Below are 23,627 nucleotides of genomic sequence, written 5' to 3' on the forward strand. Positions count from 1 at the left end.
GCACCCCCGGAGCGAAACGATGCGGTGAAACACCATGGCCAACGACCGGCTGAGCGTCATCTTCTCGGCCCTCGCCGACCCCACCCGACGGGCGATCCTCGCCCGACTCGCCGAGGGCGACGCGACGGTCACCGAGCTTGCCGAACCGTTCGACATCAGCCTGCCGGCGATCTCACGGCACCTGAAGGTGCTGCACAACGCTGGGCTCATCTCGCGGAGCCGTTCCGCTCAGTGGCGCACCAGCAGCCTGGAGGTCGCACCGCTGAAGGAGGCGACCGACTGGATGGAGCGCTACCGGCAGTTCTGGGACGTCAACTTCGACCGGCTCGACGCCCACCTGAAGCGCATCCAACAGCAGACCTCAGACGACAACAAGAAGTCCGACAAGACCGACAAGACCGACAAGACCGACAAACAGGAGAGGACAGACCGATGAACGCAGCCACCCCCACCGAGGAACTGGTCATCACCCGCACCTTCGATGCTCCCCGCGAGCTCGTGTACCAGGCCTTCGTCGACCCGGACCAGATCTCGCAGTGGTTCGGCCCCGTCGGCTGGTCGGTCCCGCGCGACACCGTCGACATCGACCCGCGGCCCGGCGGCAAATACAACTTCACGATGGTCAACGACGAGGACCCGGAGCAGGCGTCACCCTCCAAGGCAACCTTCAAGGAGCTCGTCCCCAACGAGCTCATCGTCGGCAGCGAGAAGTGGGACATGCCGGGCTACGAGGACCTCGAGATGTTCATGCGCCTCGAGTTCGAGGACGTCGACGGCAAGACGAAGATCACCCTGCGCCAGGGGCCTTACACCGCCGAGATGGTGGAGATGGCCCGTGAGGGTTGGGAGAGCTCGTTCACCAAGCTCGACAAGGTGCTGGTGGGCTGAACCAACGGCAAACGGCGGCACCCTCTTCTCGGGGTGCCGCCGTTCGTGGTTTTCTGCCTGGTCAGCTGCGCTTGTAGTGCAACGGGGCGCGGCCGCGGCCCTGGTAGTCGGGCACGGGGCCGAGCTTCTGCACCTGGCCCCCGTCGATCAGCTCGTCGATCGCCTTGCGCACCGTGGCCTGGCTGCCACCAACGCCGTTGATCACATCGACCAGGAGGAAGGTGCCCTTCTGGTTGAGGATGAACGCTTTGATGTCGTCCACCGGAACGGCTTTGGCGCGTTGACGACCTTCTCCGGCCGAGGCACGTCCCCGTTGACGGCTGGCGGGAACGTCGAACCCGGCGGCGCGCAGCACGTCGTCGGGCACCTTCAGCTCACGGAAGGCGGTGGGGGGGATGCCCTGATCGTCGGCCCACGCCTTGGCATGAGCGACGAATCCCTCCCGCAGCGGCTTCTCGTCGATGTTGGCGGCCCGCTCCAGCTTGGCGAGCGCCTTCAACTTGTCGATCGGATCCTTGGCATCAAGCACGGCCTTGGTCTTCTTCTGGATCTCGGTCTCGTCGCGCAGCTTGGCGGGATCTTCGAGATAAAGGAGGTAGAGCCGGACTGCACCCTCGGCTTCACTCTTGGTGGCGGCGGTCATAGGTGGGGGAACCTAGCGCACACCGACATGACATCAAACTCACCTACGCCCAGTTGCCCCTGCGAAAGCTTCAATTCCAAGACGGTTTATTTGCTCATCCGTTCAAGAAAACTAGGCCCGGGGCACGAAGTCGGACGTGGTGACCACACCGGCGTCGTTGAACGCCTCCATGAACCAGCGGGTGCCGTGGTTGGAGCAGACGACGTCGCTCTCGAAGCCGCCGGGCGACACGCCTTGCCAGTCGCCGCCCTCGGGCCGGATGCGGACGCTGGTCGCGTTCACGGTGCTCCACCGCAGCGTGAGCGGGTCGGGGCTGTCCGGGCACCTGCGATCTCCGCCGTAGTCGCCGTCGAACCAGAGGATCACCGGCTCGGGCCCGGGATCCGTGCTGGTGGTCGTGGTCGGCGCCGGCGGGGGCGGTGCGGGCCGGGCGGTGGTCGGGGGTGACGTGGTGGTCGGCGGCTCGGTGGTGGTCGTGGTGGTCGACGTCGTCGTGGTCGTGCTGGTGGTGCTGGTCGACGTCGTGGTGCTGGTCGTGGTCGACGTGGTCGGCGCCGGGCGCGGGGCGGTGGCGGACGCGGCCTCGGTCGGGTCGCCGCCGTCGCCGGTGAAGATCACGACACCGGCTACCGCGACCAGCACCAGCACCAGGGCGGCGGCCCCGGCGCCCAACCGCCCACGGGTGCTGCCGAACAGGCCGACGAGCGCCTCGCGAGCGCGGGTCAGGGGCGGCTGCGCGGGCGCGGCGTGGGCCGCGCCGGCACCGGCGGCTCCGGGCACGACGGTCGAGTACGGCGATTCCTTGTTGGAGCGCCACCAGCCGGGCGACGCCGCTGCCTTCATCGCCACGCCCTGCGCCTCCAGGGCGGCGACGATGCGGGAGCGGAGCACGGGGCCGATCGGCTCGGCGGGCGCGGTCGGGGCACCGGCGGCGACGTGGCGCTGGGGCTCGTGCACGGCCAGCCAGTCGAAGGCGCGGGCCCGGGTGCGGTCGAACAGCCAGGCCCGGAAACCCTCCGGCTGCACGGTGTGCATCTCGAACCAGGCGTCGGCGAAGGTGTCGCGGGTGATCTCGGCGGCGGCCTCGCGGTCGGCGAGCACCTGCCAGGCGGTGTCGAAGACCAGCGACAGGTAGCGGTCGAACAGCTGCCCGAAGGCCTGGCCGTCACGCCGTGCGGCGGCGCGCACGAGGGCACCGTCGCCGAGCGGCAGCCCGGGATCCTTCGCTCGCCTGTCCCCCGCCACGGCGCTATCACAGCACACCTTGCGTGGCGGTGCGTCACCACGCCCCGCGGTCGCGGCGTCGGCGGCGGCCCTGGCTTGATTGTCACAGGGTGCTGCGAGACTGCCCGTGTGAGCGATTGGGCCTTGCCGGAAGACGACGGAGTGCCGGGTGTCGAGCTGAACGACGAGCAGCTCGACGTGCTGCGGCGCCACGGCTCCGAGCGCGATGTGGCGGCCGGCGACGTGCTGTTCCGTCCGGGTGACAGCTCCTACGACTTCATCGTCGTGCTGTCGGGGAGGGTCGACGTGATCGGCGGGTCGTCCGACGATCCCGTGGTGGTCGTGTCGCACGGGCCCCGCCGGTTCATCGGCGAGTTCAACATGATCACCGAGCAGCGGGTGTTCCTCACGGCCCGGGTGCGCGAGGCGGGCCGCATCCTCGCCGTGCCCCGGCCGGAGCTGCGGCGGCTCCTGGCCACCGAGGGCGAGCTGGCCGACGTGATCGTGGGCGCCTTCATCGCCCGCCGCCACATGCTCCGCGCAGGGGAGGGCGTCGGCAGCCTGCGGGTGCTGGGGTCGCAGTTCTCCCCCGAGACGCTCGTACTGCGGGGGTTCCTGGTGCGCAGCGGCATCCCGCACGCCTGGGTCGACCTCGACGAGGAGGACGATCCCGAGCAGCTCCTGGCCCGGTGGGGCTGCCGGCTCACCGACGCACCCGTGGTGGTGAGCGCCACCGCCATCCTGCACCGGCCGACGCCGGGCGAGCTGGCCCAGCACCTGGGGCTCACCTACCGGGAGGTGCCCGGCTCGTCGTTCGACCTGGTGGTGGTCGGTGCCGGCCCGGCCGGGCTCGCAGCCAGCGTGTACGGCGCCTCCGAGGGACTCAGCACGGTCACGCTGGAGGCCGTGGCGGTGGGCGGCCAGGCGGGCACGTCGAGCCGCATCGAGAACTACCTCGGCTTCCCCCAGGGGGTGTCGGGCAACGATCTGGCCGACCGGGCGTCCACCCAGGCCCAGCGGCTCGGCGCCCGCATCACCAACCCGTGCGAGGTGGTCTCCCTGCGGACCGACGCCGGCTGGCACGTGCTCGAGCTGGCCGACGGCAGCCAGGTGCCCGCCCGGGCGGTGATCGTCGCCACCGGGGCGCAGTACCGGCGTCCCGACGTCCCGGGCTGGGCGGAGCGCGAGAACAACGGCATCCACTACGCCGCCACGCAGACGGAGGGCCGGCTGTGGGCGGGGGCGCGGGTCGGGGTGATCGGCGGCGGCAACTCGGCCGGGCAGGCGGCGCTGTTCCTGGCCGGCAAGGGCTGCGAGGTGCACGTGCTGATCCGTGGCGACGGGCTGGCGTCGTCGATGAGCCGCTACCTGATCGATCGGATCGACAGCGACCCCCGGATCACGGTGGAACCGCGCACCCAGGTGCGGGAGCTGCACGGCGACGGCCGGCTCGCCGCGGTCACGGTCGAGCGCACGGCCACGGGGTCGCGGGAGCGGCTCGACCTGGCGGCCGTGTTCTGCTTCATCGGCGCGGTGCCGGCCACGTCGTGGCTCGACGGCTGCCTGGCCACCGACGACAAGGGCTTCGTGCGCACCGACCGCGACCTCGGGCCCGCCGACCTCGGCCTCGGCTGGGACGCCCTCGGCCGCGACCCGCTCCCCTACGAGACCAACGTGCCGGGCGTGTTCGCCGCTGGCGACGTGCGCGCCGGGTCGATCAAGAGGGTGGCCGCGGCCGTCGGCGAGGGCTCCACGGCGGTGCGGTCGGTCCACGAGCACCTGTCGGTGATCCATTGAGAGCGCGCGGAGCCGTGACCACCGTCGACGAGGTCCTGTCGCTCTACCACCGCTGGGGCGGGGAGCGCTACGACGAGGCGGTCGCCCAGCTCGACCACGCCCTGCAGACGGCCGCGTCGGCAGTGTCGGCGGGCGCTGCGCACGCGGTCGTCGCGGCGGCCCTGCTGCACGACGTGGGCCACCTGCTGGAGCTGCGGGGCGACGCGGCCTCGCCGCACGAGGAGGTGGGGCCGGCGTTCCTCTCCGCGCTGTTCCCGGAGGCGGTGACGGCGCCGATCGGGTTGCACGTCGCCGCCAAGCGGTACCTGTGCGCGGTCGAGCCGTCGTACGCGGCGGGGCTGTCGGCGGGGTCGGTGCGGAGCCTGCGGCGGCAGGGTGGCCCGATGTCGGGCGACGAGGTGACCGCGTTCGAGGCGGTCGCCGGGTGGCGCGACGCCGTGGCGCTGCGCCGCTGGGACGACGCCGGCAAGGTCGACGGCGCCGCCGTGCCCGGGCTGTCCGACTACGAGCTGCTGTTGAGGTCACTGGCATGTTGAGGGTCGTCACGCTCAACATCTGGAACCTCAGTGCCGACTGGCGGGCGCGGCGAGGGGCGATCGTCGCCGTGCTGCGGGAGGCGGAGGCCGACGTGGTGTGCCTGCAGGAGGTGGTCGAGACCGAGCAGGGCAACCAGGCCGAGTGGCTGGCCGCCGAGCTGGGCGGCTGGTCGGTGGCCTACGCCGGCGCGACCGTCGGCGAGGGCTTCCGGGCCGGCAACGCCGTGCTCAGCCGTCGGCCGGTCGACGCCACGGCCGGTGTCGAGCTGCCCTACGTGGCCGACGACCTGGAGGTGCAGCGGGTGGTCGTGCACGCCCGCACCGGCGGCGTCGACGTCTTCTCCACCCACCTCGCCTGGCAGCTCCACGACGCCGCGCTGCGGGAGCGCCAGGTGCAGGAGCTGATGCGGTTCGTGTCGGCCCGGGCCGACCCGGAGGCGGCCCTCGGCCCGGTCGTGGCCGGCGACTTCAACGCCGAGCCCGACTCGACCGTCGTCCGCTACCTCTGCGGGCTCGCCACGCTCGACGGCGCCAGCACCTACCTGCAGGACGCCTGGCGCCTGGCGGGCGACGGCGGTCCGGGGCTCACCTGGTCGAACCGCAACCCCCACGCCGCCCTCGACCAGGAGCCCGACCGCCGCATCGACTACGTCTTCTCCGGCTTCCACGGCCGCTCCGGCGCCGGCCGTCCCGTCGAATGCCAGGTCGTGGCCGACGCCCCGGTCGACGGCGTGTGGCCCACCGACCACTTCGGAGTGCTGGCCGTGCTGGCCTCGCCCGTCACCGACTGATCTCGGGCGCCTGGTGCGGAGGTGCAGCAGGTCCGCTCCCGCTGCACCTCCGGCGGGGATGTCAGCGGCGGAAGAGCGACCGCCAGTCGCCCAGGCGGAGGAGGTTCGTCTCGCCGCTCGACTCGTCGACGCCGTCGTTGTCGGTGACCACGTAGGCCCGGCCGTCGCGGGCGACGGTGAAGCCCTCGGGCTTGTCGCCGATCCAGCCGTTGCCGTCCCGCAGCGGGGGCAGCAGGTCGAAGCGCGACTTGGCGGCGCGGGTCACCGGCGCCGACAGGTCGACCCGGGTGAGCCACTTGAGCTGCGAGAAGTCGCCGGTGAGGTTGTCGCGCTCGATGAAGCCGAACGACCCGTCGGGCAGCGTCACGATCTCCGACAGGCCCACCCAGGCGGCCCGGACCGGCACCGGCTCCAGCTCGTAGGGCACGTGGCTCCACGCTCCGGTCGCCGGGGCGTAGGTCCAGACCCGGGTCGAGCGGGGCTCGCCGGCGTCGGCGCCGGTCGGGTCGTCGTCGAGCGCCTCGCAGCCGGGCGTCGTGTAGTCCCAGCCCCGCTGCTGGGCGACCTGCAGGACGTAGCCGTCGCCGCGACGGTCCTGCTGGACGGCCAGGCCCTCGAAGCCGCTGCCCAGGGACCCGCGGTTGGCGGACGCCTGGCGGCAGGCGAGCACCTCGGCGGGCAGGCCCACCTCGGCGAGCACCGTGCCCGCGGCGTCGACCTGCACCAGGCGGTTGGGCACGCTGTCGCTGGCGTTGCCCTCGCTGGCCAGCCACCTGGTGCCGTCCGGGGCCAGGGCGATGCCCTCGAAGTCCCAGCCGCCGGTGCCGCCGGTGACCGAGGTCGCCGCGCGGACGGTGGCGGGCGTGCGGCCCACGTCGAGGGTGAAGATGCGGCCGTCGGTGTAGGCCGAGTCGGAGACGGCGTAGAGGGTCTCGGACCGGCGGGGGTCGGCGGCGAGGCCGGACATGGCGCCCCACGGGATCGGCCGGCCGTCGGGACCGTCGGCCGACACCACCTGCGGGTACGAGGCGCCGTGCCGGGTGCGCTGGTAGATCGAGATGGAGGTGCGGATGCCGTTCGGCGGGTCGTCGGTCTCGCTGGAGGCGACGAACAGGTCGCGGGACGGGATCGCCAGCAGCCCCTCCGGGCCGATCCCGGCGGGCAGCAGCTGGGAGAAGCGGGGCTCGGCGGGCCGACCGCGGCCACGCCCGTGATCGTCGTGATCGTCGTCGTCGGGCAGCTCGTAGACCGCCACGAAGTTGCCCCGCTCGGAGCCGACGAACAGCAGGTCGTCGCGGCCGAAGCGGCCGTACTCGACGCCCTCGGGCTCGGTGCCCTTGGCGTCGGAGCGGCTGTCGGGGTAGTGGCCGTGCTGCACGGCGAGCTCGTCGAGGGTGTTGCCGCTGTCGAACTGCACGCGGCCCCGGGAGTCGAAGATGCTGAAGCCGCGGCTGCCGCCGAACAGGTCGCCCTCGTTGGCGGTGGCCAGCTTCCCGCCGGGGAGCCAGGCGACGGCGTCGGGCTCGCGGGCGACGTCGTCCAGGGATCCCGACAGGTCGATGACACCGTCGTCCTCGGTGTCGATGCCCTCGAGGTCGACGGTGCCGGCCGGGAAGTCGTCGGTCACCGTGCCGCGGCGCAGGTCGACGATGGCGATGTGGTTGTTCTCCTGGAGCGTCACGGCGGCCCGGTTCTGGCCGTCGATGTCGACGAGCTCGGGCTCGGGGTCGTCGGGGGCGTAGGCGGCGAGACCGGTGAGGTCCACGCTGCGGAGGCCCCAGCCGCCCGGGTCGCCCCGGCGCAGGTCGAGGATCTGCAGCAGGCCGGCCGGTGCCTGGGGCAGGCCGCCCTCCACGCCGTCGACGGTGACGTCCTCGTCACGCTGGTTCTCGATGACGATCGCGGCGTAGCGCCCGTCGCCGCTCACCTTGATGGAGTCGGGCTGGCCGGCCAGCGGCAGCGTGGCGACGATCGTGCGGCTGGCCAGGTCGAGCACGGCGACGTGCCCGCTCGGCTCGGTGAACGACGGGCTGGTGTCGACCAGCACCAGGGCGTAGCGGCCGGTGACGGCCACCGACGTGGGGCTGCCGTCCACCGGGACGGTGCCCTTGGCGCGGGGCCGGGCCGGGTCGGCGATGTCGACCAGGCCGACCTGCCCGACGATGGCGTCGGTGTACACCAGCGTCTTGCCGTCGGGCGTGGCGTCGACGATCTCGGCGACGGTCTCCTCGGACGGGTCGGCGTTGTTGCTGAAGACCGGGAAGGTGGCGATGCGCCGGAACTCCTCGTCGCCGCCGTGCGTCGGCCCCGTCGCCGTCGCTCCGGCGTCCGGCCCGCCGGGCAGCCACACCGCCAGCGTGCCCAGCACCGTCGCGGTCAGCAGCGCCACCCCCGTGCGCGTCCGGCCGTGCCTCGTCGCCCTCGCCATCGTCCTGCCCTCCGTCCGTCGTCCGCCCCGAACTGGGGGGCAGTCAAGCCAGTCGCTCTGAACCACCGGTGACCACCACCTGCCCCGGAGGTGAACACTTGGCCGCACTGCCGGTTCATCGCCGTCGCCGCCGCGACCGGACGTGACGTGGACCACCGTGCTACAAGTCCCCTGTGGGGCTATGGCGGGCGAGGGCGGTTCGGTGGATGGTCGCGTCGGCGGGAGGGCTCGTGGCGGGCGCCTGTGCGACGCCGACCGACGCGCTGTCGGAGCAGGCGTCGACGCCGGAGCGCGAGTTCGTGAACGAGGCCCGGGCCCCGATGGACCTGGCCTGGTCGACCGAGGGCGTGCACTTCGCCACCCGCCCGCAGGCCGTGCTGGGCCGTGACCTGGTGGTGGCGCTGGCGGTCGACGGGGACGGCCTGGCGCTCGCCGCCTACGACTCGGCCAGCGGCGACGAGCTGTGGCGCCGGCCGTCGACGGCGTCGTACGTCACCCTGGGCGTGGCCTTCACGCCGCTCGTCGACGGCGGGACCGTCGTCCACCTGGCGCAGCACCCCGAGGGCCGGGGCGACGTGGTCGAGGCCGTCGACGCGGTGACCGGCGAGGTGGAGTGGACCAGCCCACCGGCGTCGGAGGGCTTCAGCGACCAGCCCCGGCCCTGCGGCTTCGACGCCCGGGACGGGATCTGCGTCACCGCCGAGGGCACCGGCGAGCACGCCGGCCAGTGGCAGCTCGACCCCGACACCGGGGGGCTCACCCGCGCCGGACCGCCGATCGAGACGCTGGCGCGGGTACCCGCCGCCCCTGAGCAGGCACCCATCGACGGCCGCTACCTCGGCGCCGGGCTCTTCGATCTGACCGAGAGCGGCGAGATCGCCCTCGTCCTCGACGGCGAGGTCGTGTGGCAGCGACCGCCGAGCGAGCTGTTCGGTGGGGCCGACGTCAGCCCGGACAACGGCTGGTTGTTCCGCCCGACCCGTGAGGGCCTCATCGTCGGGACGCTCGGCCCCGTGGTCGACTTCCCGCCGGACGGCGACCGGCAGTTCGTGAACGTGCAGACGGCCGGCATCGACGCCGTCACCGGGGCCACCCGCTGGCTCCAGCCGGGCGACCAGGCCTGCGGACGGCTCGTCAGCCTGCGGCTCGTCGTCGGCGACGGCCCGCCGTGGCTGCTCTGCGAGTGGGACGCCAGCGCCCACTTCGAGGACGACGTGCCCCAGAGCTACGACGTCGAGAGCGGCGCGATGCGCGGCTTCGACCCGGCGAGCGGCACGGCGACCTGGACGGTCGATCTCGGTCGGTCCTCGGCCATGTTCGACCCGGCCGGCCACCTGGTCCGCCTCGGCCGGACCACGTTCGCGGTGACCAGGGACGACGGGAGCCTGCTCGGGGTCGACGTCGAGACCGGCGAGGCGCTGGCCGTCGACGGCGACGACGTGGGCTGGTGCTTCGCCGCCAACTTCTACGGCTACCAGGGCTTCGAGCGGGTCGGCGAGGACCTCACCGAGCCCTGCAGCGTGGGCGGTGAGGCGCAACCGACGCCGCTGCGGGCCGACGACGCCATCGGTGCCCTCGCCGGCGGCGTCTTCGTGTGGATGGACGAGGCCGGCCTCCACGGCGCCACCAACCCCTGACCCCGAGGGCGTGTCCTGCGGGTCCGGTGTGCCCTCCTGTCCGGTCGGTAGCCTCCCTGCGTGGAGGAGGCGACGATGCGGCGCCGGGTGGCGACGGCGCCGGTGGGGCGGCTGGGGACGGTCACCGCCGACGGGCGGCCGCACCTCGTGCCGTGCTGCTTCGCCGTCGACCTCGACCGGGAGGTCCTCTACAGCGCCGTCGACAGCAAGCCGAAGTCGACCCGCCGGCTGCGGCGGCTGGCCAACGTCGAGGCCCACCCGGCCACGTCGCTCCTGGTCGACCACTACGCCGCCGACTGGGCACGGCTGTGGTGGGTGCGCCTCGACGGCACCGGCCGCGTCATCTACGACGGCGCCGGCGACGAGCCGCGCCGCGCCCTCGCCATGCTGACCGCCAAGTACCCGCAGTACCGCCGCAACCCACCGGCCGGCCCCGTGCTCGCCGTCGACATCACGGGCTGGCACGCCTGGCCCTGAGCCGGGTCGGGCTGGGCGGGGCCGGGTCGGGCCGGGTCGGGCCGCTCAGCGTTCGCCGTCGGTGATCCACTTCTCGGCCCACACGGGCTCGGTGGTGGCGATGACGTCGAGCGCCTCCTCGGGCGACCGGGCGCGCTGGATGATCGCCCGGTTGGCGGGCTCGAGGTAGTGCTGGGTCACCATGCGGTCGAGCTGGTCGACCAGGGGATCCCAGAAGCCGTCGACGTCGAGCAGGACCACGGGCTTGCTGTGCAGGCCGAGCTGGCTCCAGGTGGCGACCTCGGCCAGCTCCTCCAGGGTGCCGAGCCCGCCGGGCAGGGCGACGAAGGCGTCGGCCAGGTCGTACATGAGCTGCTTGCGCTCGTGCATGGACGGGACCTCGTGCAGCTCGGACAGGCCGTGGTGGGGGACCTCCCGGCTGAACAGGCCGGCGGGGAGGACGCCGGTGACGTGCCCGTCGTGGCCCAGGCAGGCGTCGGCCACCTCACCCATGAGGCCGACCTGGGCGCCGCCGTAGACGAGCCCGACGCCGCGCTCGGCCAGTAGCCGCCCCAGCGTGCGGGCCAGGTCGACGGTGCCGTCGTCGTTGCCCGACGACGACCCGCAGAACACGCACAGCCGGCGCAGGTTCAAGGGCTCTGCGCGTCGTCGGCGGGGGCGGCGTCGGGGCTGGTCGGGCCATCGGCGTCGGGGTTCACGTGCGGCAGGCTCATGTACCTCGCCAGCTCCTCCAGCGACACGAGCCCGTCACCGTCCACGTCCATCATCTCGATGGCCTTGGCCGCGGTCTCGTCGGTGAACGTCACGCCGATGGTCCCCATGAGCTCCTTGAACTCCGCCGCGGAGACGAGCCCGTCGCCGTCCCGGTCGAGCATCGCGAAGCTCGTCGCATACCTCTCGGTGTCAACCATGCGGGGGATCGTAGTGATCGGCCAGGCCGGGCCCGGGCGGCATTGTCGGCGCCCAGGGGCCGTCGGCCCGCACGGCTTCGCCGTCGCCCGGCCACGGCGGCATCGTCACCCCGACGGCGGCGAGGGGCCCGGCGTCGGACGCCCGGAACTGGAACCGGGTCCCGACGGGGATCGTGACGCACATCCCGGGCCCGACGGCGACGACCTCCTCGACGTCGCCGTGGCGGAGCGCCATCTCGCCCCGCCCGTCCACGAAGTACCAGATCTCGCCCACCGTGCGATGCCGTACCGGCACCGACACCTGCCCGGCGGCGAGCTCGAAGTGCGCCATCCCGCCTCGCCCGACGCCACCCAGCACCCGCACGTCCGCCCCGTCCGGCGCCACCACGTCCGGCTCCCCGGACAGCTCGCTCACCGTGGGCACCGGCGGGTCGAGGGCCTTCTGGCGGTCCTCGAGGTAGCGGGAGAACCAGCCGGCGTAGCGGGTGCGGAGGGCGGGGACGCGCCAGTCGTCGCCGGTGACCGTGCCGCGGCAGCTCGGCGTGCCGCACGAGCAGGTCATGGTGGTGCCGGCCGCGGGAGTGTCGAAGAGGGCGTAGTCGGTGGTGAGCTCCTCGCCGGGCTCGACGTCGCGCATGGCGGCCAGCACGACGTTGCCGGCGAACCCGACGTTGGGCTCGCAGGAGTGGTTGACGAACAGCATCACCGGCTCGTACTCGTTCTCGGTGAGGGCGACGAGGTGCAGGCCCTCGGCGATCTGGATCTCCGAGTTCCGGAGCCTCTCGGGCAGCGCGAGCAGCGCGTGGCTGTCGACGAGGTGACCGCCCTTGACCGCCACCACCTCGCCGGCCCGGATCGGCGCCACTGCGAACAGGCCCCGTCCGGCGATGCCGCTCGGCTCCCCCTTGCGGGCGTTTGGCGATATCCACGAGCTCACGGTCGGCATCAAGCTGTTCCAGGGTGCTGTCGTCGGTTGCGCCTAACCGACGTTCGAGAGGAGCTTCGCCAGAAGTCCCCCAATGAGAAGGAGCAGGCCAACGGAACCCAGGATCGCTAACGCCAGTCGGATCGGAGGGTAAATCCTGGCGTAGTAGGAGGACGACTTCGCCGTCTCACGATGACACAGAATGCCGACAACGCTGATGAGAGCTAACCCAAGTCCAGCCGATATCACGATGCCTCGTACCGCGCTCCGGCGGCTGTCCTGCGAGTGGAGCCCGAGAGGAGAATCGAACTCCTGACCTGCTCATTACGAGTGAGCTGCTCTGCCGTCTGAGCTACTCGGGCGCGGAGGGCGACAATAGCAGCGGGTAGCCGGGCCCTCGCAGGCGAGATGGGCCACTGGGGTGGCGAGAACGGGGTGGGGTGGGGGGAGTAGGGTGCCAGGTACGCAGGACAGCGCCCCCAGATACGGTCATCTGGGGGCGCATTACGTTTTCGGGGGCTAGCAGGCGCCGCCGGTGACGTCGACGGAGTCGTCCTCGGCGATGGAGAGGCAGGCGATCTCGTCGTCGACGCGGACCTCGACCTTGCCGTCGTCGTCCTGACCGTCGCCGTCGGCATCGGTGAGGCCCTGGACGTCGGGCTCGAAGGGCTCCGGTAGGTCGTCGATCGTCTCCTGGATCACCGCGACGTCACGCCGGTGCTCGCCCTCGCCCAGCTCGTCGACCACCAGCAACGCCCGCAGCACCTCGGTCAGCGACCGGGCGGCGGCGCTGTCGAGGATCTCCGCGGCGCTGTCGTCCGGGTCGTCGCCATCGTCGTCGCCACAGGCCGACGGACCACCCACCAGCAGGGCCAGCAGCGCGGGCGCCGCCAACCGCACCACCATCCCCCGCCTCACGGCACCACCAGCACCGGGCGGGTCGACTGTCGGGTCAGCCGTTGCGACACCGACCCGTCGAGCAGCCGCTGCAGGAAGCCCTTGTCGTTGGAGCCGACCACCACCAGGTCGGCGTTCTCGTCTTCGGCAGCCTTGACGATCGCCTCCACCGTCTCGCCGAACACCACCTCGATGTCGGCGTCGTGCGGCGCCTGCGCGGCCGCCACCGCGGTGGCGTTCGCCTCTTCCTCGGCGATGGCGGCGTCCATCGCGTCGCCGTCGTCCGGGCCGTAGGGCCAGGTGAAGGCGGCTCCGAAGGGGACGGGAGCCATCCACGGAACCGGGGACCGGGCCACGTTGACCGCGGTGATCGACACGTCGTCACCACGGAAGAAGCCGTCCACGAAGCTGGCGGCGCGCCGCGAGGCGGCACTCTCGTCGACTGCCACGAGTATGCGTTTCACCCGCGTCGCGTACCCGCTCGCTCCCACAGCAACCAGCGTTAGCGCAACGACGGCAGCTGCGCCACCAGAGACTGCAGGAGCAGGGTTTCGTTGGGGTAGCGGGCCAGCGCCAGGGCGGCGTCGTCGATGCGGGACAGAGCCGCGACGATGCGTTCCGGGTCCCGCCCCGGGGCGTCCACCACCAGAGCGTCGCGGTAGGTGGCCGCCAGCGTCGCCAGCCCGAAGCGCAGCTCGGCCGACCGGAAGCGCCGCACCTCCCGCTTGTGCCGGGCCTCCAGGTCCTTCTTGGCACCACCCCGCAGGCCGTAGCGCTCGATCTCCTCGTTCAGCGCCTCGACCTCGACCGCCTGCCGGTCGTGCAGCGGCCCCAGCGCCTCGTCGATCATCGTCGCCAGCTCGGCGACCACCGTGTACGCCTGGTGACCGGTGCCGTCGAGGCGGGACGGCAGCTCGCACCAGGCCTTGTGCCGCAGCGACAGGCGGTCGTCGGTGGCCAGCGTGCGGGCCCGCTCCAGGTCGCCGGCCGCCGCCGACGCCGCCGAGGCCGCCACCTCCGGGTCGACACCCTCGGCCACCAGCCTGGCCACGATCACTTCGGCCGCCAGCGGGTGCAGCACGATCCGGACGCAACGGCTGGCGATCGTCACCAGCTCCGGCTCGACCTCCGTGGCCAGCAGCACGAACACCGTGGACGGCGACGGCTCCTCGACCACCTTCAGCAGCCCGCCGGCCGCCTCCTCCTCCATCGACTCACAACCGACGCCGACCACCACCTTCCGATTGCCCTCGACCGGCGACAGGGTGGCGTGGTGGGCCAGGCTCTCGGCGTCGATCCGTCGGAACGTCATGCCCTCGGGGACGACGACCCGCAGGTCGGGGTGGTGCTCGGCCAGGGCGAGGCGGACGTGGCGCTCGGCGTCGGCGCCCGTCGACCCGACCGAGAGCAGCCGGGCGGCGAAGGCCCGGGCCAGCGCCCGCTTGCCCGACCCCGAGGGGCCCAGCAGCAGGTAGGCGTGCACCGGGTGCTCGACCGCGGCCTCCAGCTGGCGGACCGCGTCGTCCTGGCCGACCACGTCGCCCCACACGTCCAGGCCTTGCACGCCCTCTACGACCGTCACGGTCAACTCCTCAGATCGGGGCAGCGCTCCGCGACCGCGGCCCACACGAGCTTCTCGACATCGTCGGGCCCCAGCGTGCCATCCACGAGCACCCACGAGTCGGGGTGTTCCCGCGCCAGTTGCCGGAACCCGTCGTGGACGCGGCAGTGGAAGTCGGCGCCGGCGGCCTCCAACCGGTCCGGGCGACCGGTGAGCCGCGACGCCGCCAGCTCCACGGGCACGTCGAGCAGCACGGTCACGTCGGGCCAGAGGCCGCCGGTGGCCCACTCGGACAGCCGGCGCACCTCGTCGAGCGGCAGCCCCCGGCCGAAGCCCTGGTAGGCGAGCGACGAGCCGGCGTAGCGGTCGGTCACCACGTGGCGTCCCGACGCCAGGGCCGGATCCACCACCTCGGCGACGTGCTGGGCCCGGTCGGCGGCCATGAGCAGGGCCTCGGCCCGGTCGTCCAGCTGGGTGACGGGGTCGAGGAGCACCCCCCGCAGCTGGGCGCCGACCGCGGTGCCACCGGGCTCCCGGGTGAGCACGGCGTCCAACCGGGCCGCCAGCCGGGACGACTGCGTCGACTTCCCGCTCGCCTCCCCGCCCTCGAACGCCAGGAACCGCCCTCTCACAGGTTGCTCGCCCTCGTGGACTCGGTCTCGGTCGCCTCGGTCGCCTCGGTCGCCTCGGTCCCCTCGGTCGGCCCCGACGCCTCCGACGCCCCTGGCGCTGCCGGCGGCTCCGAAGCCGAAGCCGAGCCCCCCGAGCTCCCGGCCGAGGTGGGAGGCGGGACGGTGCCGGCGAGGGCCCCGCGCAGCGCACGGGCCTCCCACAGGGAGCGGGCGGACAGGACGGCGGCGCCCAGCATGATGATCCCGGCGAACCACAGGGTCAGCCGCACACCGGGGACGCCGATGTCGATGCCCAGCAGGTGGACCTGCTGGTCGTCGCCGGCGATGCGGTCGGACACGCCGTCGAACACGTCGACCAGGAACGGCCCGACCGCCATCGACAGCAGCACCGCCAGCCGCACGATGATGTAGGTCCCGGCGAAGACCCGGCCCCGCAGCTCGTCGTCGACGTTCTCCTGGAGCAGCGTGTAGCCCACCACGTAGGACGACCCGGCGAACACGCCCATGACCGCGACCGACAGCGCGGCGAGCCCCAGCGTCCACGTCGACACGCCCACCAGCAGGGCGATCCCCGCCCCGAACACGGAGATCACGAACGCGCGCTCGAGGTGGAGCTTCCGCTGCCGGGCCGACACCCCGATGATCCCGGCCCCGACTCCCACACCCAGCGCGGCCACGAAGACGCCGTAGCCGCCCTGCCCGGCGTTCAGCACGTCCTTGGCGAACGTCTGCCCCAGCGGCACCAGCATCCCGCCGCCGATCAGCCCCACCGCCAGGCCCACGTTCACGGCCCGCACCACGGGAGTGATGAAGGCGTAGTGCCACCCCTCCTTGATGTCGGTGAAGACCGCGCCCAGGTCGATCGTCGCCTCGTCGTGGGGACGCACCCGCACCTGGTCCTTCGGCACCGCCATCCGGGCGATCACCAGCGCCGCGAGCAGGTAGAACCCCACCTGGACGTAGAAGGCGACGGCTTCCTGGGAGGTCTTGAGGTAGTCGAGGAAGCTGACGTCGCCCAGCCACTCGGCCACCTTCGCCAGCAGGGCGAACAGGATCGACGCGGCCGGGAACGTCCCGTAGGCGGCCACCAGGCCCAGCGAGTTGGCCGACGCCAGGCGGTCGGCGGGCACCAGGTTGGGCACCGTGGCGTCCTTGGCCGGCTGGAACATCATCGCCGCCATCTCCAGCACGAAGGAGGCGAACACCAGGCCGAGCACCGAGTCGACCCACGGCAGCGTCGCCACCACACCCGCCCGCACCAGCATGGTGACGACCATCACCTGCTTGCGGTCGAGCCGGTCGATCAGCGCACCCACCGGCGCCGAGAAGAACAGCCCCGGCACGATGCGCGCCGCCATGACCAGGCCGATCGACGTGCCCGTCTGCCCCGACGCCAGCCCCAGCCGGCTGGCGAGGGCGAGGATGGCGAAGAACCCGAGCCAGTCGCCGGTCGACGCCGCCACCTGGGCGCCCCACAGCCGGAAGAAGGCGGGCGACCCGAAGACGCGGGAGCGGAAGTCGGCCTTCTCGTCGACCGGGGCCGCGCCGGGCGCCCGACTGCTGGACCGCAGCGCCCGCAGCTTCGCGACCAGGGCAGACGGGTCTTCGACCGTGTGCTCCTGGGCGTGCTCCGCCGTGGGGTCCGGGTTCTCCATCAGCTCACGAACCTAGAGGCTTCCCGACCACCCGCGGTGATCCCCGCCGACCTGCACCTACCCCATGACGACCCGAGTCATCCGTGGTCGCCCGACAAGACCTGAGTCGTCTGTGGTCGGTCTCCGACCACAGACGACTCGTCCTCGCCGGACCGACCACAGGAGACTCGGGTTCAGCCGGACGACTTCTTGGCCGCCGACTTCTTGGCGGCCGACTTCTTCGCCACCGTCTTCTTCGCGGCCTTCTTCGTCCCCGCGGCCTTCTTGGCGGCGGTCTTCTTCGCAGCGGCTTTCTTGGCGGGACGGCGCCGACCGGTGGACGGGCCGGCGTCGCGGCGGGCCTGCAGCAGCTCGGCCGCCCGCTCGTCGGTCAGCTCCTCGACCTTGTCGCCGTCACGCTCGCGGAGCGACGCGTTGGTCTCGCCGTCGGTCACGTAGGGGCCGTAGCGGCCGCTCTTGATGACCATCGGCTTGTCGCTCACCGGGTCGTTGCCCAGCTCCCGCAGCGGCGGCGCGGCCGCGGCCCGCCCCCGGCGCTTCGGCTCGGCGAACAGCCGCAGGGCGTCGTCGAGCGAGACCGTGAACAGCTCGTCCTCGGAGCCCAGCGACCGGCTGTCGCTGCCCTTGCGCAGGTAGGGCCCGAACCGCCCGTTGAGCGCCTCGATGGGCTCTCCGGTCTCGGGGTCGCTGCCCACCGCCCGCGGCAGCGTCAGCAGCTGCAGGGCCTCGTCGACCGTGACCGACGTGGGCGTCATCGTCTTGAACAGCGACGCCATCTTCGGCTTCTGGCCCTCGGGCAGGGTGTCGGCGTCGCCGAGCTGCACGTAGGGGCCGTAGCGCCCGGACTTCACGTACACCGGCAGGCCATCGGGCGCCTGGCCGATGGGCGTGTCGCCCTTGGGGGCCGCCAGCAGCTCCAGCGCCTTGTCGATGTTGAGCTCGTCGGGCGCCAGGTCCTCGGGCACCGACGCCGTGTCCTCGCCCCGCTTGACGTAGGGCCCGTAGCGCCCGTTGCGGACGACGATCTCGTTGCCCTCCGGGTCCTTGCCCAGGGGGATGGCGTTGACCAGGGCCGGGTCGGCGTTCTCCTTGGCCAGCTCGATCAGCTTGGTGAGGCCCACCGAGGCCGGCTCCTCGCCGAACCAGAAGGCCCGCAGGAACGGCGACCGCTCCCGTGACCCGACCGCGATCTGGTCGAGCTCGTCCTCCATCTGGGCGGTGAACGAGTAGGCGACCTCGGCCGAGAAGTGGCCTTCCAGCAGGTTGATCACCGCGAACGCGGTCCACGACGGCACCAGCGCCTGGCCCTTGCGCCACACGTAGCCGCGGTCCTGGATCGTCTGCATGATCGAGGCGTAGGTCGACGGCCGGCCGATGCCCAGCTCCTCCAGGCGTCGCACCAGCGAGGCCTCGGTGTAGCGGGCAGGCGGCTGGGTGGTGTGGTCGTTGGGCTCGACACCCGGCTCCGGCAGCACGTCGGCGACGGCGACGGTCGGCAGCACGCGCTCCCGGTCGTCGAGGTCGGCCTCGGGGTCGTCGGAGCCCTCCACGTAGACCCGCAGGTAGCCCGGGAACGTGATGGTCCGGCCCGACGCGCCCCACTCGGTGACGAGGGTGCCGGCGCCGTCGATGCTGTTGGCGAGCGTCTCGACCAGCGTGGTGGCCTGCAGCGGCGTGACCGACACCGGCGCCTCGATGCGCACCGACACCGACATGCCCCGGGCGTCGGCCATCTGGGAGGCCAGCGTCCGCTTCCAGATCAGCTCGTAGAGCCGCAGGTCGGCGCCCCGCAGCTCGCCGTTGAGCTGGTCGGGGGTCCGCCAGCGGTCGCCGGCGGGGCGGACGGCCTCGTGCGCCTCCTGGGCGTTCTTGACCTTCTTGCGATACGTCCTCGGGGCGTCGGGGAGGAAGCTCTCCCCGTACAGCTCGCCCACCTGCCGCCGGGCCGCCACGATCGCCTCGTCCGACAGCGTGGTCGAGTCGGTCCGCATGTAGGTGATGTAGCCCCGCTCGTAGAGCCCCTGGGCGGTGCGCATCACCTCGCGGGCGGTCATCGACAGCTTGCGCCCGCCCTCCTGCTGCAGCGTGGAGGTGATGAACGGCGGCTTGGGCGACGAGCGGTAGGGCTTCTCGTCGACGGAGGCGACCGTGAACGTGGCCGGCCGGGCCGCGACCACCAGGGCCTGCGCCGACCCCTCGTCGAGGGCGACGGCGTCGGCGCGCTGGAGGCGGCCTCCGGAGTCGAAGTCCTTGCCGGTGGCGACCCGCGACTGGCCGAGTCGCACCAGGTTGGCGGTGAACGACGGGTCGGTCGGGAACTGCGCCTGCACGCTCCAGTAGCCGGCGGCGACGAACGCCATGCGCTCGCGCTCGCGCTCCACCACCAGGCGCACCGCCGGGCTCTGCACCCGGCCGGCGGACAGTCCCGTCGACACCTTGCGCCACAGCACCTCGGAGACCGGGTAGCCGAACAGCCGGTCGACGATCCGCCGGGCTTCCTGGGCCTCGACCAATCCCTGGTCGATGTCCCGTGACTCCTGGACGGCCTGCTCGATGGCCTGGCGCGTGATCTCGTGGAAGACCATGCGCCGCATCGGCACCCGGGGCTTGAGCACCTCGGTGAGGTGCCACGCGATGGCCTCTCCTTCGCGGTCCTCGTCGGTTGCGAGATAGAGCTCGTCGGCGTCCTTGAGCGCGGCTCGCAACTTCTTGACGACGTCCTTCTTGCCCGGAGGGACGACGTAGCTGGGACGGAAGTCGTCGTCGATGTCGACGGCGAGGCCCTTGGGGTCGAGGTCGCGGATGGCGCCGATGGACGCCTCGACCACGAAATCGTCGCCGAGGAAGCGCCCGATGGTGCGGGCCTTCGCCGGGGACTCAACGATCACTAACGACGTGGGCATCGGCGGAACAGTTGATGGGCATCTGCCGACCGGTGTCAAACACCTAGGCTTGTTTTGTTTCCCAGGAGATCCCCGACCGGGTCGGAATGGGGGTCGAGTGGGGGCTTCCCCGATGCCGCCCGGGGCAGGGTCGCCGTAGCTTGAAGCCAGTCCCCGGCGGGGGACGACGAGAGTCGTTGGAGGCCGACGTGGGCAAGCCCTTGCTCGATGTGCTGCGAGATGTGGTGTTGGACCCGGCTGAACAGGCCGCGTTCACGCACGACCCCTCGTCCTACCTGGAGCAGTACGGCTACGGGGATGTCGCGCCCGACGACCTGTCGGAGGCGTTCGGCCTGGTGGCCGACACCATGCCTCCCGACGTCGCCCAGGCGGTGGCCGCCACGGCACCGGCTTCGAGCGTCCCCCCGTCGCCGGTCGACGACCTGGACGACGACGTCGAGGGCGGCGCCTTCGGCGACGTGACCCAGGACTTCGACGCGGTCGCCGACCCGGTCGACGCCCTGGACGCCGACCTCGACGACGACGGCGACTTCGGCACCGGTGAGGTGTCGGTGCTCGACGTCGACGACGACGCCGCGTTCGGCGAGGGCTTCGAGACCGAGTCCCTCGGCACCCCCGAGTCGCCCGACGGGCCCGACGGCTTCGGCTCCCCCTCCTTCGAGGAGGCCGACTTCGGGAACGCCACGTTCACCCCCGAGGCATCCGAAGGCCCCGACGACCTGGGCGACTACGACGACGGCGTCGACGACGTGGACGGCTTCGACGCCGACGACCCCGGCGACCTCCCCGACGACCCCGGCGAATTCCTCGACGACATCGGCTCGTTCTGATCCCACCGCCAGGTGAGCACCGCAGCCCGGGGCCCAGCCCCGGGCTGTTGCGCGCCCGCCGCGCGCGCGACCGCGTACTGACGCCGTAAGGACTACTGTTCCCCCTGGCTAGGCGGGTCCCCCAGGCGGTGTGCACTTCCCCTACGGGGCCACTGAAACGTGACGGGGCGATCCCCGATGGCGGCTTCCGGGACCTGTCGTAGCTTGCCCCATAGGTCATCCGACGGGCGGGTGACAGGAACCAGGAGCTGCGGAAGATGGCTGTCAATATCGATGCATTCAGCGGATGGCTCGGCGGGCTGTTCGGGTCTGAGGACAACGACACGCTGAACGAGTTCAACAACAACCCCGAGGGCGCGCTGGCCGAGGCCGGCTTCGGCGACGCCACGGCGGTCGACGTGACCCAGGCGATGAACCGCCTGGCCGAGACCAACCAGGGCAACCAGTCGTTCACCTCGCAGGGTGGCGCGGCCAACTTCGCCGGTAGCGGCGTCGTGAACCTGCCCCCTCCGCCTCCGGCCTACGAGGCCTACGAGGCGTCCGGTGACGGCGGCGGCCTCACCGGTGCGATCGATTCGATCAACCACTACACCAGCGTCGTCAACGAGACCGACCAGTACTACCAGGACAACGACACCACCACGATCAACGACCAGGACACCAACGTCGACAACTCGGTCAACCAGGAGATCACCGCCTTCGGCGATGTGAACCAGGACTTCGACAACGACGTGGTGACCGGCGACGAGAACGCCCTCGGCGGCGACGGCTCGCAGGTCAACTCGGGTGACGGTGCGGTCCAGGTGGGCGGCAGCGTGAGCGACTCGACCATCGCCACCGGCGACGTCGAGGGCTCGGTCACCGGCGACGTCAGCGGCTCGGTCGTTGGCGACGGCAACGAGGCCATCGTGGGCAGCGACGTGGGCGCCGCCAGCTTCGGCGAGGGCGACGCCATCAACGCCGAGAACGTGGCCCAGGACGGCTCCACGATCATCGACGACACCTTCGGTGACGTGAACGCCAACGTCGGCGACGGCACCCAGACGGTCGTGGACGACTCGCTCATCAGCGAGTCGGCGGTCGGCGAGGGCAACACGGTCCAGTCGAACGACGTGGCCATCGAGGCCGACGACGGCGCTGCTGTCGCCTTCGGTGACGGGTCCTCGGCCGAGGGCAGCGAGGTCGAGTCGACCAACATCGGCGGCACCACCCAGATCGCCGACGACGACGCCACCCAGCTCGGCAACACCGACAACTCGGTGAACGACAGCTTCGACACAGTCGACAGCTTCAACACCGACGCCTCGGTGAACGACAGCTTCGACACCGAGGACAGCTTCGACACGGTCGACAGCTTCGACACGGTGGACAGCTTCAACCAGGACAACGACACGACCACCGAGACGGTCGACGACGACCTGATCGACCTCTAGTCGGTCGCAGAGCACAACCCAGTCAGGCGAGAGATCAGGCCCCGGTGCTCACCGGGGCCCTCTCGCGTTCCCCGGGAACCCCCGGACCCCCTCGATCCCCCACGGGCACCTCGGTGGCAAAGGGGCGATCCCCGATGCCCGTGACCAGGGCAAGGCGTAGGTTGACCACCAACGAGGGCTCCCGAGCGGGCGGAGCTCACAGAACAGGAGACCTTTGCGATGAGCGTGTTCAACTTCCTCTTCAACCTCTTCGACGACGACGAGGAGCTCACGGAGTACGCCAACGACCCCGGCGGCTACACGGAAGAGCACCTCCCCGAGGGCATGACGAGCGCCGAGTTCCTCGAGGGCGTCCAGGAAGTGTGTGGGGCCCTGCCGCCCGAGCAGGCGGCGGTGCTGCGCACGGCCTACGGGCTGGATGCCCCCGAGGGCTACGACGGCCCCGCCTACGACGCTCCTCAGCTGCCGCCGCCCCCTCCGCCGCAGCAGCCGGGCGAGTCCGACGGCGACTACCTCGTGCGGCAGGTCAACCACTACACCGAGGTCGTCAACGTCACCAACCAGCACTTCGAGGACAACGACACCACCACGATCAACGACCAGGACACCAACATCGACAACTCCGTGAACCAGGACATCACGGCGTTCGGTGACGTGAACCAGGACTTCGACAACGACGTGGTGACCGGCGACGAGAACGCCCTCGGCGGCGACGACTCCCAGGTCAACTCGGGTGACGAGGCCGTCCAGGTGGGCGGCGACGTGTACGACTCGACCATCGCCACCGGCGACGTCGGGGGCTCGGTCACCGGCGACGTGTACGACTCGGTGGTCGGCGACGACAACGAGGCCATCGTGGGCAGCAACGTGGGCGCGGCGGCCTTCGGCGAGGGCGACGCCATCAACGCCGAGAACGTGGCCCAGGGCGGCAGCACGATCGTCGACGGCCCCGAGGGCCCCGACGGCCCGATCCTGCGGACGGCGATCGTCGACCCCGGCTACGAGCCCGAGGGCGGCACCGTCAACGCCAACGTCGGCGACGGTACCCAGACGGTGGTGAGCGACTCGATCGTCAGCGAGTCCGCGGTCGGCGAGGGCAACACGGTCCAGTCGAACGACGTGGCCATCGACGCCGACGACGGCGCCGCTGTCGCCTACGGCGAGGGCTCCTCGGCCGAGGGCAGCTCGGTCGAGTCGTACAACGAGGGCGGCACCACCCAGATCGCCGACGACGGCGCCGAGCAGCTGGGCAACACCGACAACTCGATCAACGACAGCTTCGACATCGAGGGCAGCGGCAACCTCGACCAGTCGATCAACGACAGCTTCGACGTCGAGGACAGCTTCGACACCGTCGACAGCTTCGACACCGTCAACAGCGGCAACCAGGACAACGACACGACCACCACGGTCGAGGACGACGACCTGATCGACCTCTGAGACACCTGATCCCCCAGTC

22 protein-coding genes and 1 tRNA gene are annotated in these 23,627 nt (G+C 71.7%); 10 read left to right on the forward strand and 13 right to left on the reverse strand.

Annotated elements, in window-relative coordinates:
* The first annotated feature begins 34 nt into the window (after positions 1 to 34).
* Together VK611_01000 and VK611_01005 are read left to right on the forward strand one after the other, a co-directional pair.
* Positions 35 to 436: a metalloregulator ArsR/SmtB family transcription factor gene (locus tag VK611_01000; GenBank protein ID HMG39867.1), complete on the forward strand. Its 402-nt coding sequence runs from the start codon at positions 35 to 37 to the stop codon at positions 434 to 436.
* Complete coding sequence (locus tag VK611_01005; protein ID HMG39868.1) at positions 433 to 888, forward strand: SRPBCC domain-containing protein; 456 nt, start codon at positions 433 to 435, stop codon at positions 886 to 888. Before VK611_01000 ends, VK611_01005 begins: the two co-directional genes overlap by 4 nt.
* Before the next feature lie 61 nt (positions 889 to 949).
* Here the strand turns inward: VK611_01005 and VK611_01010 are convergent, their stop codons facing one another.
* Together VK611_01010 and VK611_01015 are read right to left on the reverse strand one after the other, a co-directional pair.
* On the reverse strand, positions 950 to 1,531 hold the full coding sequence (locus VK611_01010) for a hypothetical protein (protein ID HMG39869.1): 582 nt from the start codon (positions 1,529 to 1,531) through the stop codon (positions 950 to 952).
* Positions 1,532 to 1,642: 111 nt separating this feature from the next.
* The gene (locus VK611_01015) at positions 1,643 to 2,776 is read right to left on the reverse strand and encodes a sigma-70 family RNA polymerase sigma factor (GenBank protein HMG39870.1); all 1,134 of its coding nucleotides are present in this window, start codon (positions 2,774 to 2,776) and stop codon (positions 1,643 to 1,645) included.
* A gap of 108 nt (positions 2,777 to 2,884) precedes the next feature.
* Between VK611_01015 and VK611_01020 the strand changes: the two genes are divergently transcribed.
* The 3 genes from VK611_01020 to VK611_01030 are packed head-to-tail and all read left to right on the forward strand — an operon-like array spanning position 2,885 to position 5,879.
* A complete protein-coding gene (locus VK611_01020; GenBank protein ID HMG39871.1) occupies positions 2,885 to 4,552 on the forward strand; it encodes an FAD-dependent oxidoreductase in 1,668 nt (555 codons plus the stop codon).
* A gap of 14 nt (positions 4,553 to 4,566) precedes the next feature.
* Positions 4,567 to 5,088 (forward strand): hypothetical protein, encoded by a 522-nt coding sequence (locus tag VK611_01025; protein ID HMG39872.1) that lies wholly within the window; start codon positions 4,567 to 4,569, stop codon positions 5,086 to 5,088.
* Positions 5,082 to 5,879 carry an endonuclease/exonuclease/phosphatase family protein gene (locus tag VK611_01030; protein HMG39873.1) on the forward strand — a complete coding sequence of 266 codons (798 nt, stop codon included), beginning with the start codon at positions 5,082 to 5,084 and terminating at the stop codon, positions 5,877 to 5,879. Before VK611_01025 ends, VK611_01030 begins: the two co-directional genes overlap by 7 nt.
* A gap of 61 nt (positions 5,880 to 5,940) precedes the next feature.
* Here VK611_01030 and VK611_01035 read toward each other — a convergent pair whose 3' ends face one another.
* Entirely contained in the window at positions 5,941 to 8,307 is a 2,367-nt protein-coding gene (locus VK611_01035; GenBank protein ID HMG39874.1) for an esterase-like activity of phytase family protein, read from the reverse strand.
* Positions 8,308 to 8,513: 206 nt separating this feature from the next.
* Between VK611_01035 and VK611_01040 the strand changes: the two genes are divergently transcribed.
* Positions 8,514 to 9,944 (forward strand): PQQ-binding-like beta-propeller repeat protein, encoded by a 1,431-nt coding sequence (locus tag VK611_01040; protein HMG39875.1) that lies wholly within the window; start codon positions 8,514 to 8,516, stop codon positions 9,942 to 9,944.
* A gap of 60 nt (positions 9,945 to 10,004) precedes the next feature.
* Positions 10,005 to 10,421 carry a TIGR03668 family PPOX class F420-dependent oxidoreductase gene (locus tag VK611_01045; protein HMG39876.1) on the forward strand — a complete coding sequence of 139 codons (417 nt, stop codon included), beginning with the start codon at positions 10,005 to 10,007 and terminating at the stop codon, positions 10,419 to 10,421.
* A gap of 45 nt (positions 10,422 to 10,466) precedes the next feature.
* Here VK611_01045 and VK611_01050 read toward each other — a convergent pair whose 3' ends face one another.
* The 10 genes from VK611_01050 to topA form a co-directional block, all read right to left on the reverse strand.
* The gene (locus VK611_01050) at positions 10,467 to 11,054 is read right to left on the reverse strand and encodes a TIGR00730 family Rossman fold protein (GenBank protein HMG39877.1); all 588 of its coding nucleotides are present in this window, start codon (positions 11,052 to 11,054) and stop codon (positions 10,467 to 10,469) included.
* Positions 11,051 to 11,332 (reverse strand): EF-hand domain-containing protein, encoded by a 282-nt coding sequence (locus VK611_01055; protein HMG39878.1) that lies wholly within the window; start codon positions 11,330 to 11,332, stop codon positions 11,051 to 11,053. Before VK611_01055 ends, VK611_01050 begins: the two co-directional genes overlap by 4 nt.
* Positions 11,325 to 12,269 (reverse strand): SET domain-containing protein-lysine N-methyltransferase, encoded by a 945-nt coding sequence (locus VK611_01060; GenBank protein HMG39879.1) that lies wholly within the window; start codon positions 12,267 to 12,269, stop codon positions 11,325 to 11,327. Before VK611_01060 ends, VK611_01055 begins: the two co-directional genes overlap by 8 nt.
* 274 nt (positions 12,270 to 12,543) lie before the next feature.
* Positions 12,544 to 12,619, reverse strand: a tRNA-Thr gene (locus tag VK611_01065).
* Between the two features lie 157 nt (positions 12,620 to 12,776).
* Positions 12,777 to 13,175, reverse strand: a complete 399-nt coding sequence (locus VK611_01070; GenBank protein HMG39880.1) for a hypothetical protein — start codon at positions 13,173 to 13,175, stop codon at positions 12,777 to 12,779.
* Complete coding sequence (locus tag VK611_01075; GenBank protein ID HMG39881.1) at positions 13,172 to 13,618, reverse strand: universal stress protein; 447 nt, start codon at positions 13,616 to 13,618, stop codon at positions 13,172 to 13,174. Before VK611_01075 ends, VK611_01070 begins: the two co-directional genes overlap by 4 nt.
* A gap of 38 nt (positions 13,619 to 13,656) precedes the next feature.
* Positions 13,657 to 14,736, reverse strand: coding sequence for a hypothetical protein (locus VK611_01080; protein ID HMG39882.1), 1,080 nt, complete (start codon positions 14,734 to 14,736; stop codon positions 13,657 to 13,659).
* A 2-nt stretch (positions 14,737 to 14,738) separates the two neighbouring features.
* A complete protein-coding gene (gene tmk / locus VK611_01085) occupies positions 14,739 to 15,347 on the reverse strand; it encodes a dTMP kinase (protein ID HMG39883.1) in 609 nt (202 codons plus the stop codon).
* Complete coding sequence (locus tag VK611_01090) at positions 15,344 to 17,002, reverse strand: MFS transporter (GenBank protein ID HMG39884.1); 1,659 nt, start codon at positions 17,000 to 17,002, stop codon at positions 15,344 to 15,346. The genes tmk and VK611_01090 overlap by 4 nt, the downstream gene beginning before the upstream one ends.
* A gap of 173 nt (positions 17,003 to 17,175) precedes the next feature.
* The gene (gene topA / locus VK611_01095; protein ID HMG39885.1) at positions 17,176 to 19,905 is read right to left on the reverse strand and encodes a type I DNA topoisomerase; all 2,730 of its coding nucleotides are present in this window, start codon (positions 19,903 to 19,905) and stop codon (positions 17,176 to 17,178) included.
* Positions 19,906 to 20,093: 188 nt separating this feature from the next.
* Between topA and VK611_01100 the strand changes: the two genes are divergently transcribed.
* The 3 genes from VK611_01100 to VK611_01110 all read left to right on the forward strand — a co-directional run bounded on the left by VK611_01100 (position 20,094) and on the right by VK611_01110 (position 23,608).
* Positions 20,094 to 20,735 carry a hypothetical protein gene (locus VK611_01100; protein HMG39886.1) on the forward strand — a complete coding sequence of 214 codons (642 nt, stop codon included), beginning with the start codon at positions 20,094 to 20,096 and terminating at the stop codon, positions 20,733 to 20,735.
* A 257-nt stretch (positions 20,736 to 20,992) separates the two neighbouring features.
* Complete coding sequence (locus tag VK611_01105; GenBank protein ID HMG39887.1) at positions 20,993 to 22,168, forward strand: hypothetical protein; 1,176 nt, start codon at positions 20,993 to 20,995, stop codon at positions 22,166 to 22,168.
* 219 nt (positions 22,169 to 22,387) lie between these two features.
* The gene (locus VK611_01110) at positions 22,388 to 23,608 is read left to right on the forward strand and encodes a hypothetical protein (protein ID HMG39888.1); all 1,221 of its coding nucleotides are present in this window, start codon (positions 22,388 to 22,390) and stop codon (positions 23,606 to 23,608) included.
* Positions 23,609 to 23,627: the final 19 nt, after the last annotated feature.

Source organism: Acidimicrobiales bacterium, from assembly GCA_035316325.1.
Taxonomy (GTDB): domain Bacteria; phylum Actinomycetota; class Acidimicrobiia; order Acidimicrobiales; family VFJN01; genus DASXTK01.

Excerpts from the sequence above, each read along its gene's own strand:
- VK611_01090 (HMG39884.1), bottom strand. The coding sequence starts at position 17,002 with ATGGAGAACCCGGACCCCACGGCGGAGCACGCCCAGGAGCACACGGTC.
- VK611_01110 (HMG39888.1), top strand. The coding sequence starts at position 22,388 with ATGAGCGTGTTCAACTTCCTCTTCAACCTCTTCGACGACGACGAGGAG.
- VK611_01055 (HMG39878.1), bottom strand. The coding sequence starts at position 11,332 with ATGGTTGACACCGAGAGGTATGCGACGAGCTTCGCGATGCTCGACCGG.
- topA (HMG39885.1), bottom strand. The coding sequence starts at position 19,905 with ATGCCCACGTCGTTAGTGATCGTTGAGTCCCCGGCGAAGGCCCGCACC.
- VK611_01040 (HMG39875.1), top strand. The coding sequence starts at position 8,514 with ATGGTCGCGTCGGCGGGAGGGCTCGTGGCGGGCGCCTGTGCGACGCCG.
- VK611_01105 (HMG39887.1), top strand. The coding sequence starts at position 20,993 with ATGGCTGTCAATATCGATGCATTCAGCGGATGGCTCGGCGGGCTGTTC.
- VK611_01010 (HMG39869.1), bottom strand. The coding sequence starts at position 1,531 with ATGACCGCCGCCACCAAGAGTGAAGCCGAGGGTGCAGTCCGGCTCTAC.
- VK611_01000 (HMG39867.1), top strand. The coding sequence starts at position 35 with ATGGCCAACGACCGGCTGAGCGTCATCTTCTCGGCCCTCGCCGACCCC.
- VK611_01005 (HMG39868.1), top strand. The coding sequence starts at position 433 with ATGAACGCAGCCACCCCCACCGAGGAACTGGTCATCACCCGCACCTTC.
- VK611_01035 (HMG39874.1), bottom strand. The coding sequence starts at position 8,307 with ATGGCGAGGGCGACGAGGCACGGCCGGACGCGCACGGGGGTGGCGCTG.
- VK611_01030 (HMG39873.1), top strand. The coding sequence starts at position 5,082 with ATGTTGAGGGTCGTCACGCTCAACATCTGGAACCTCAGTGCCGACTGG.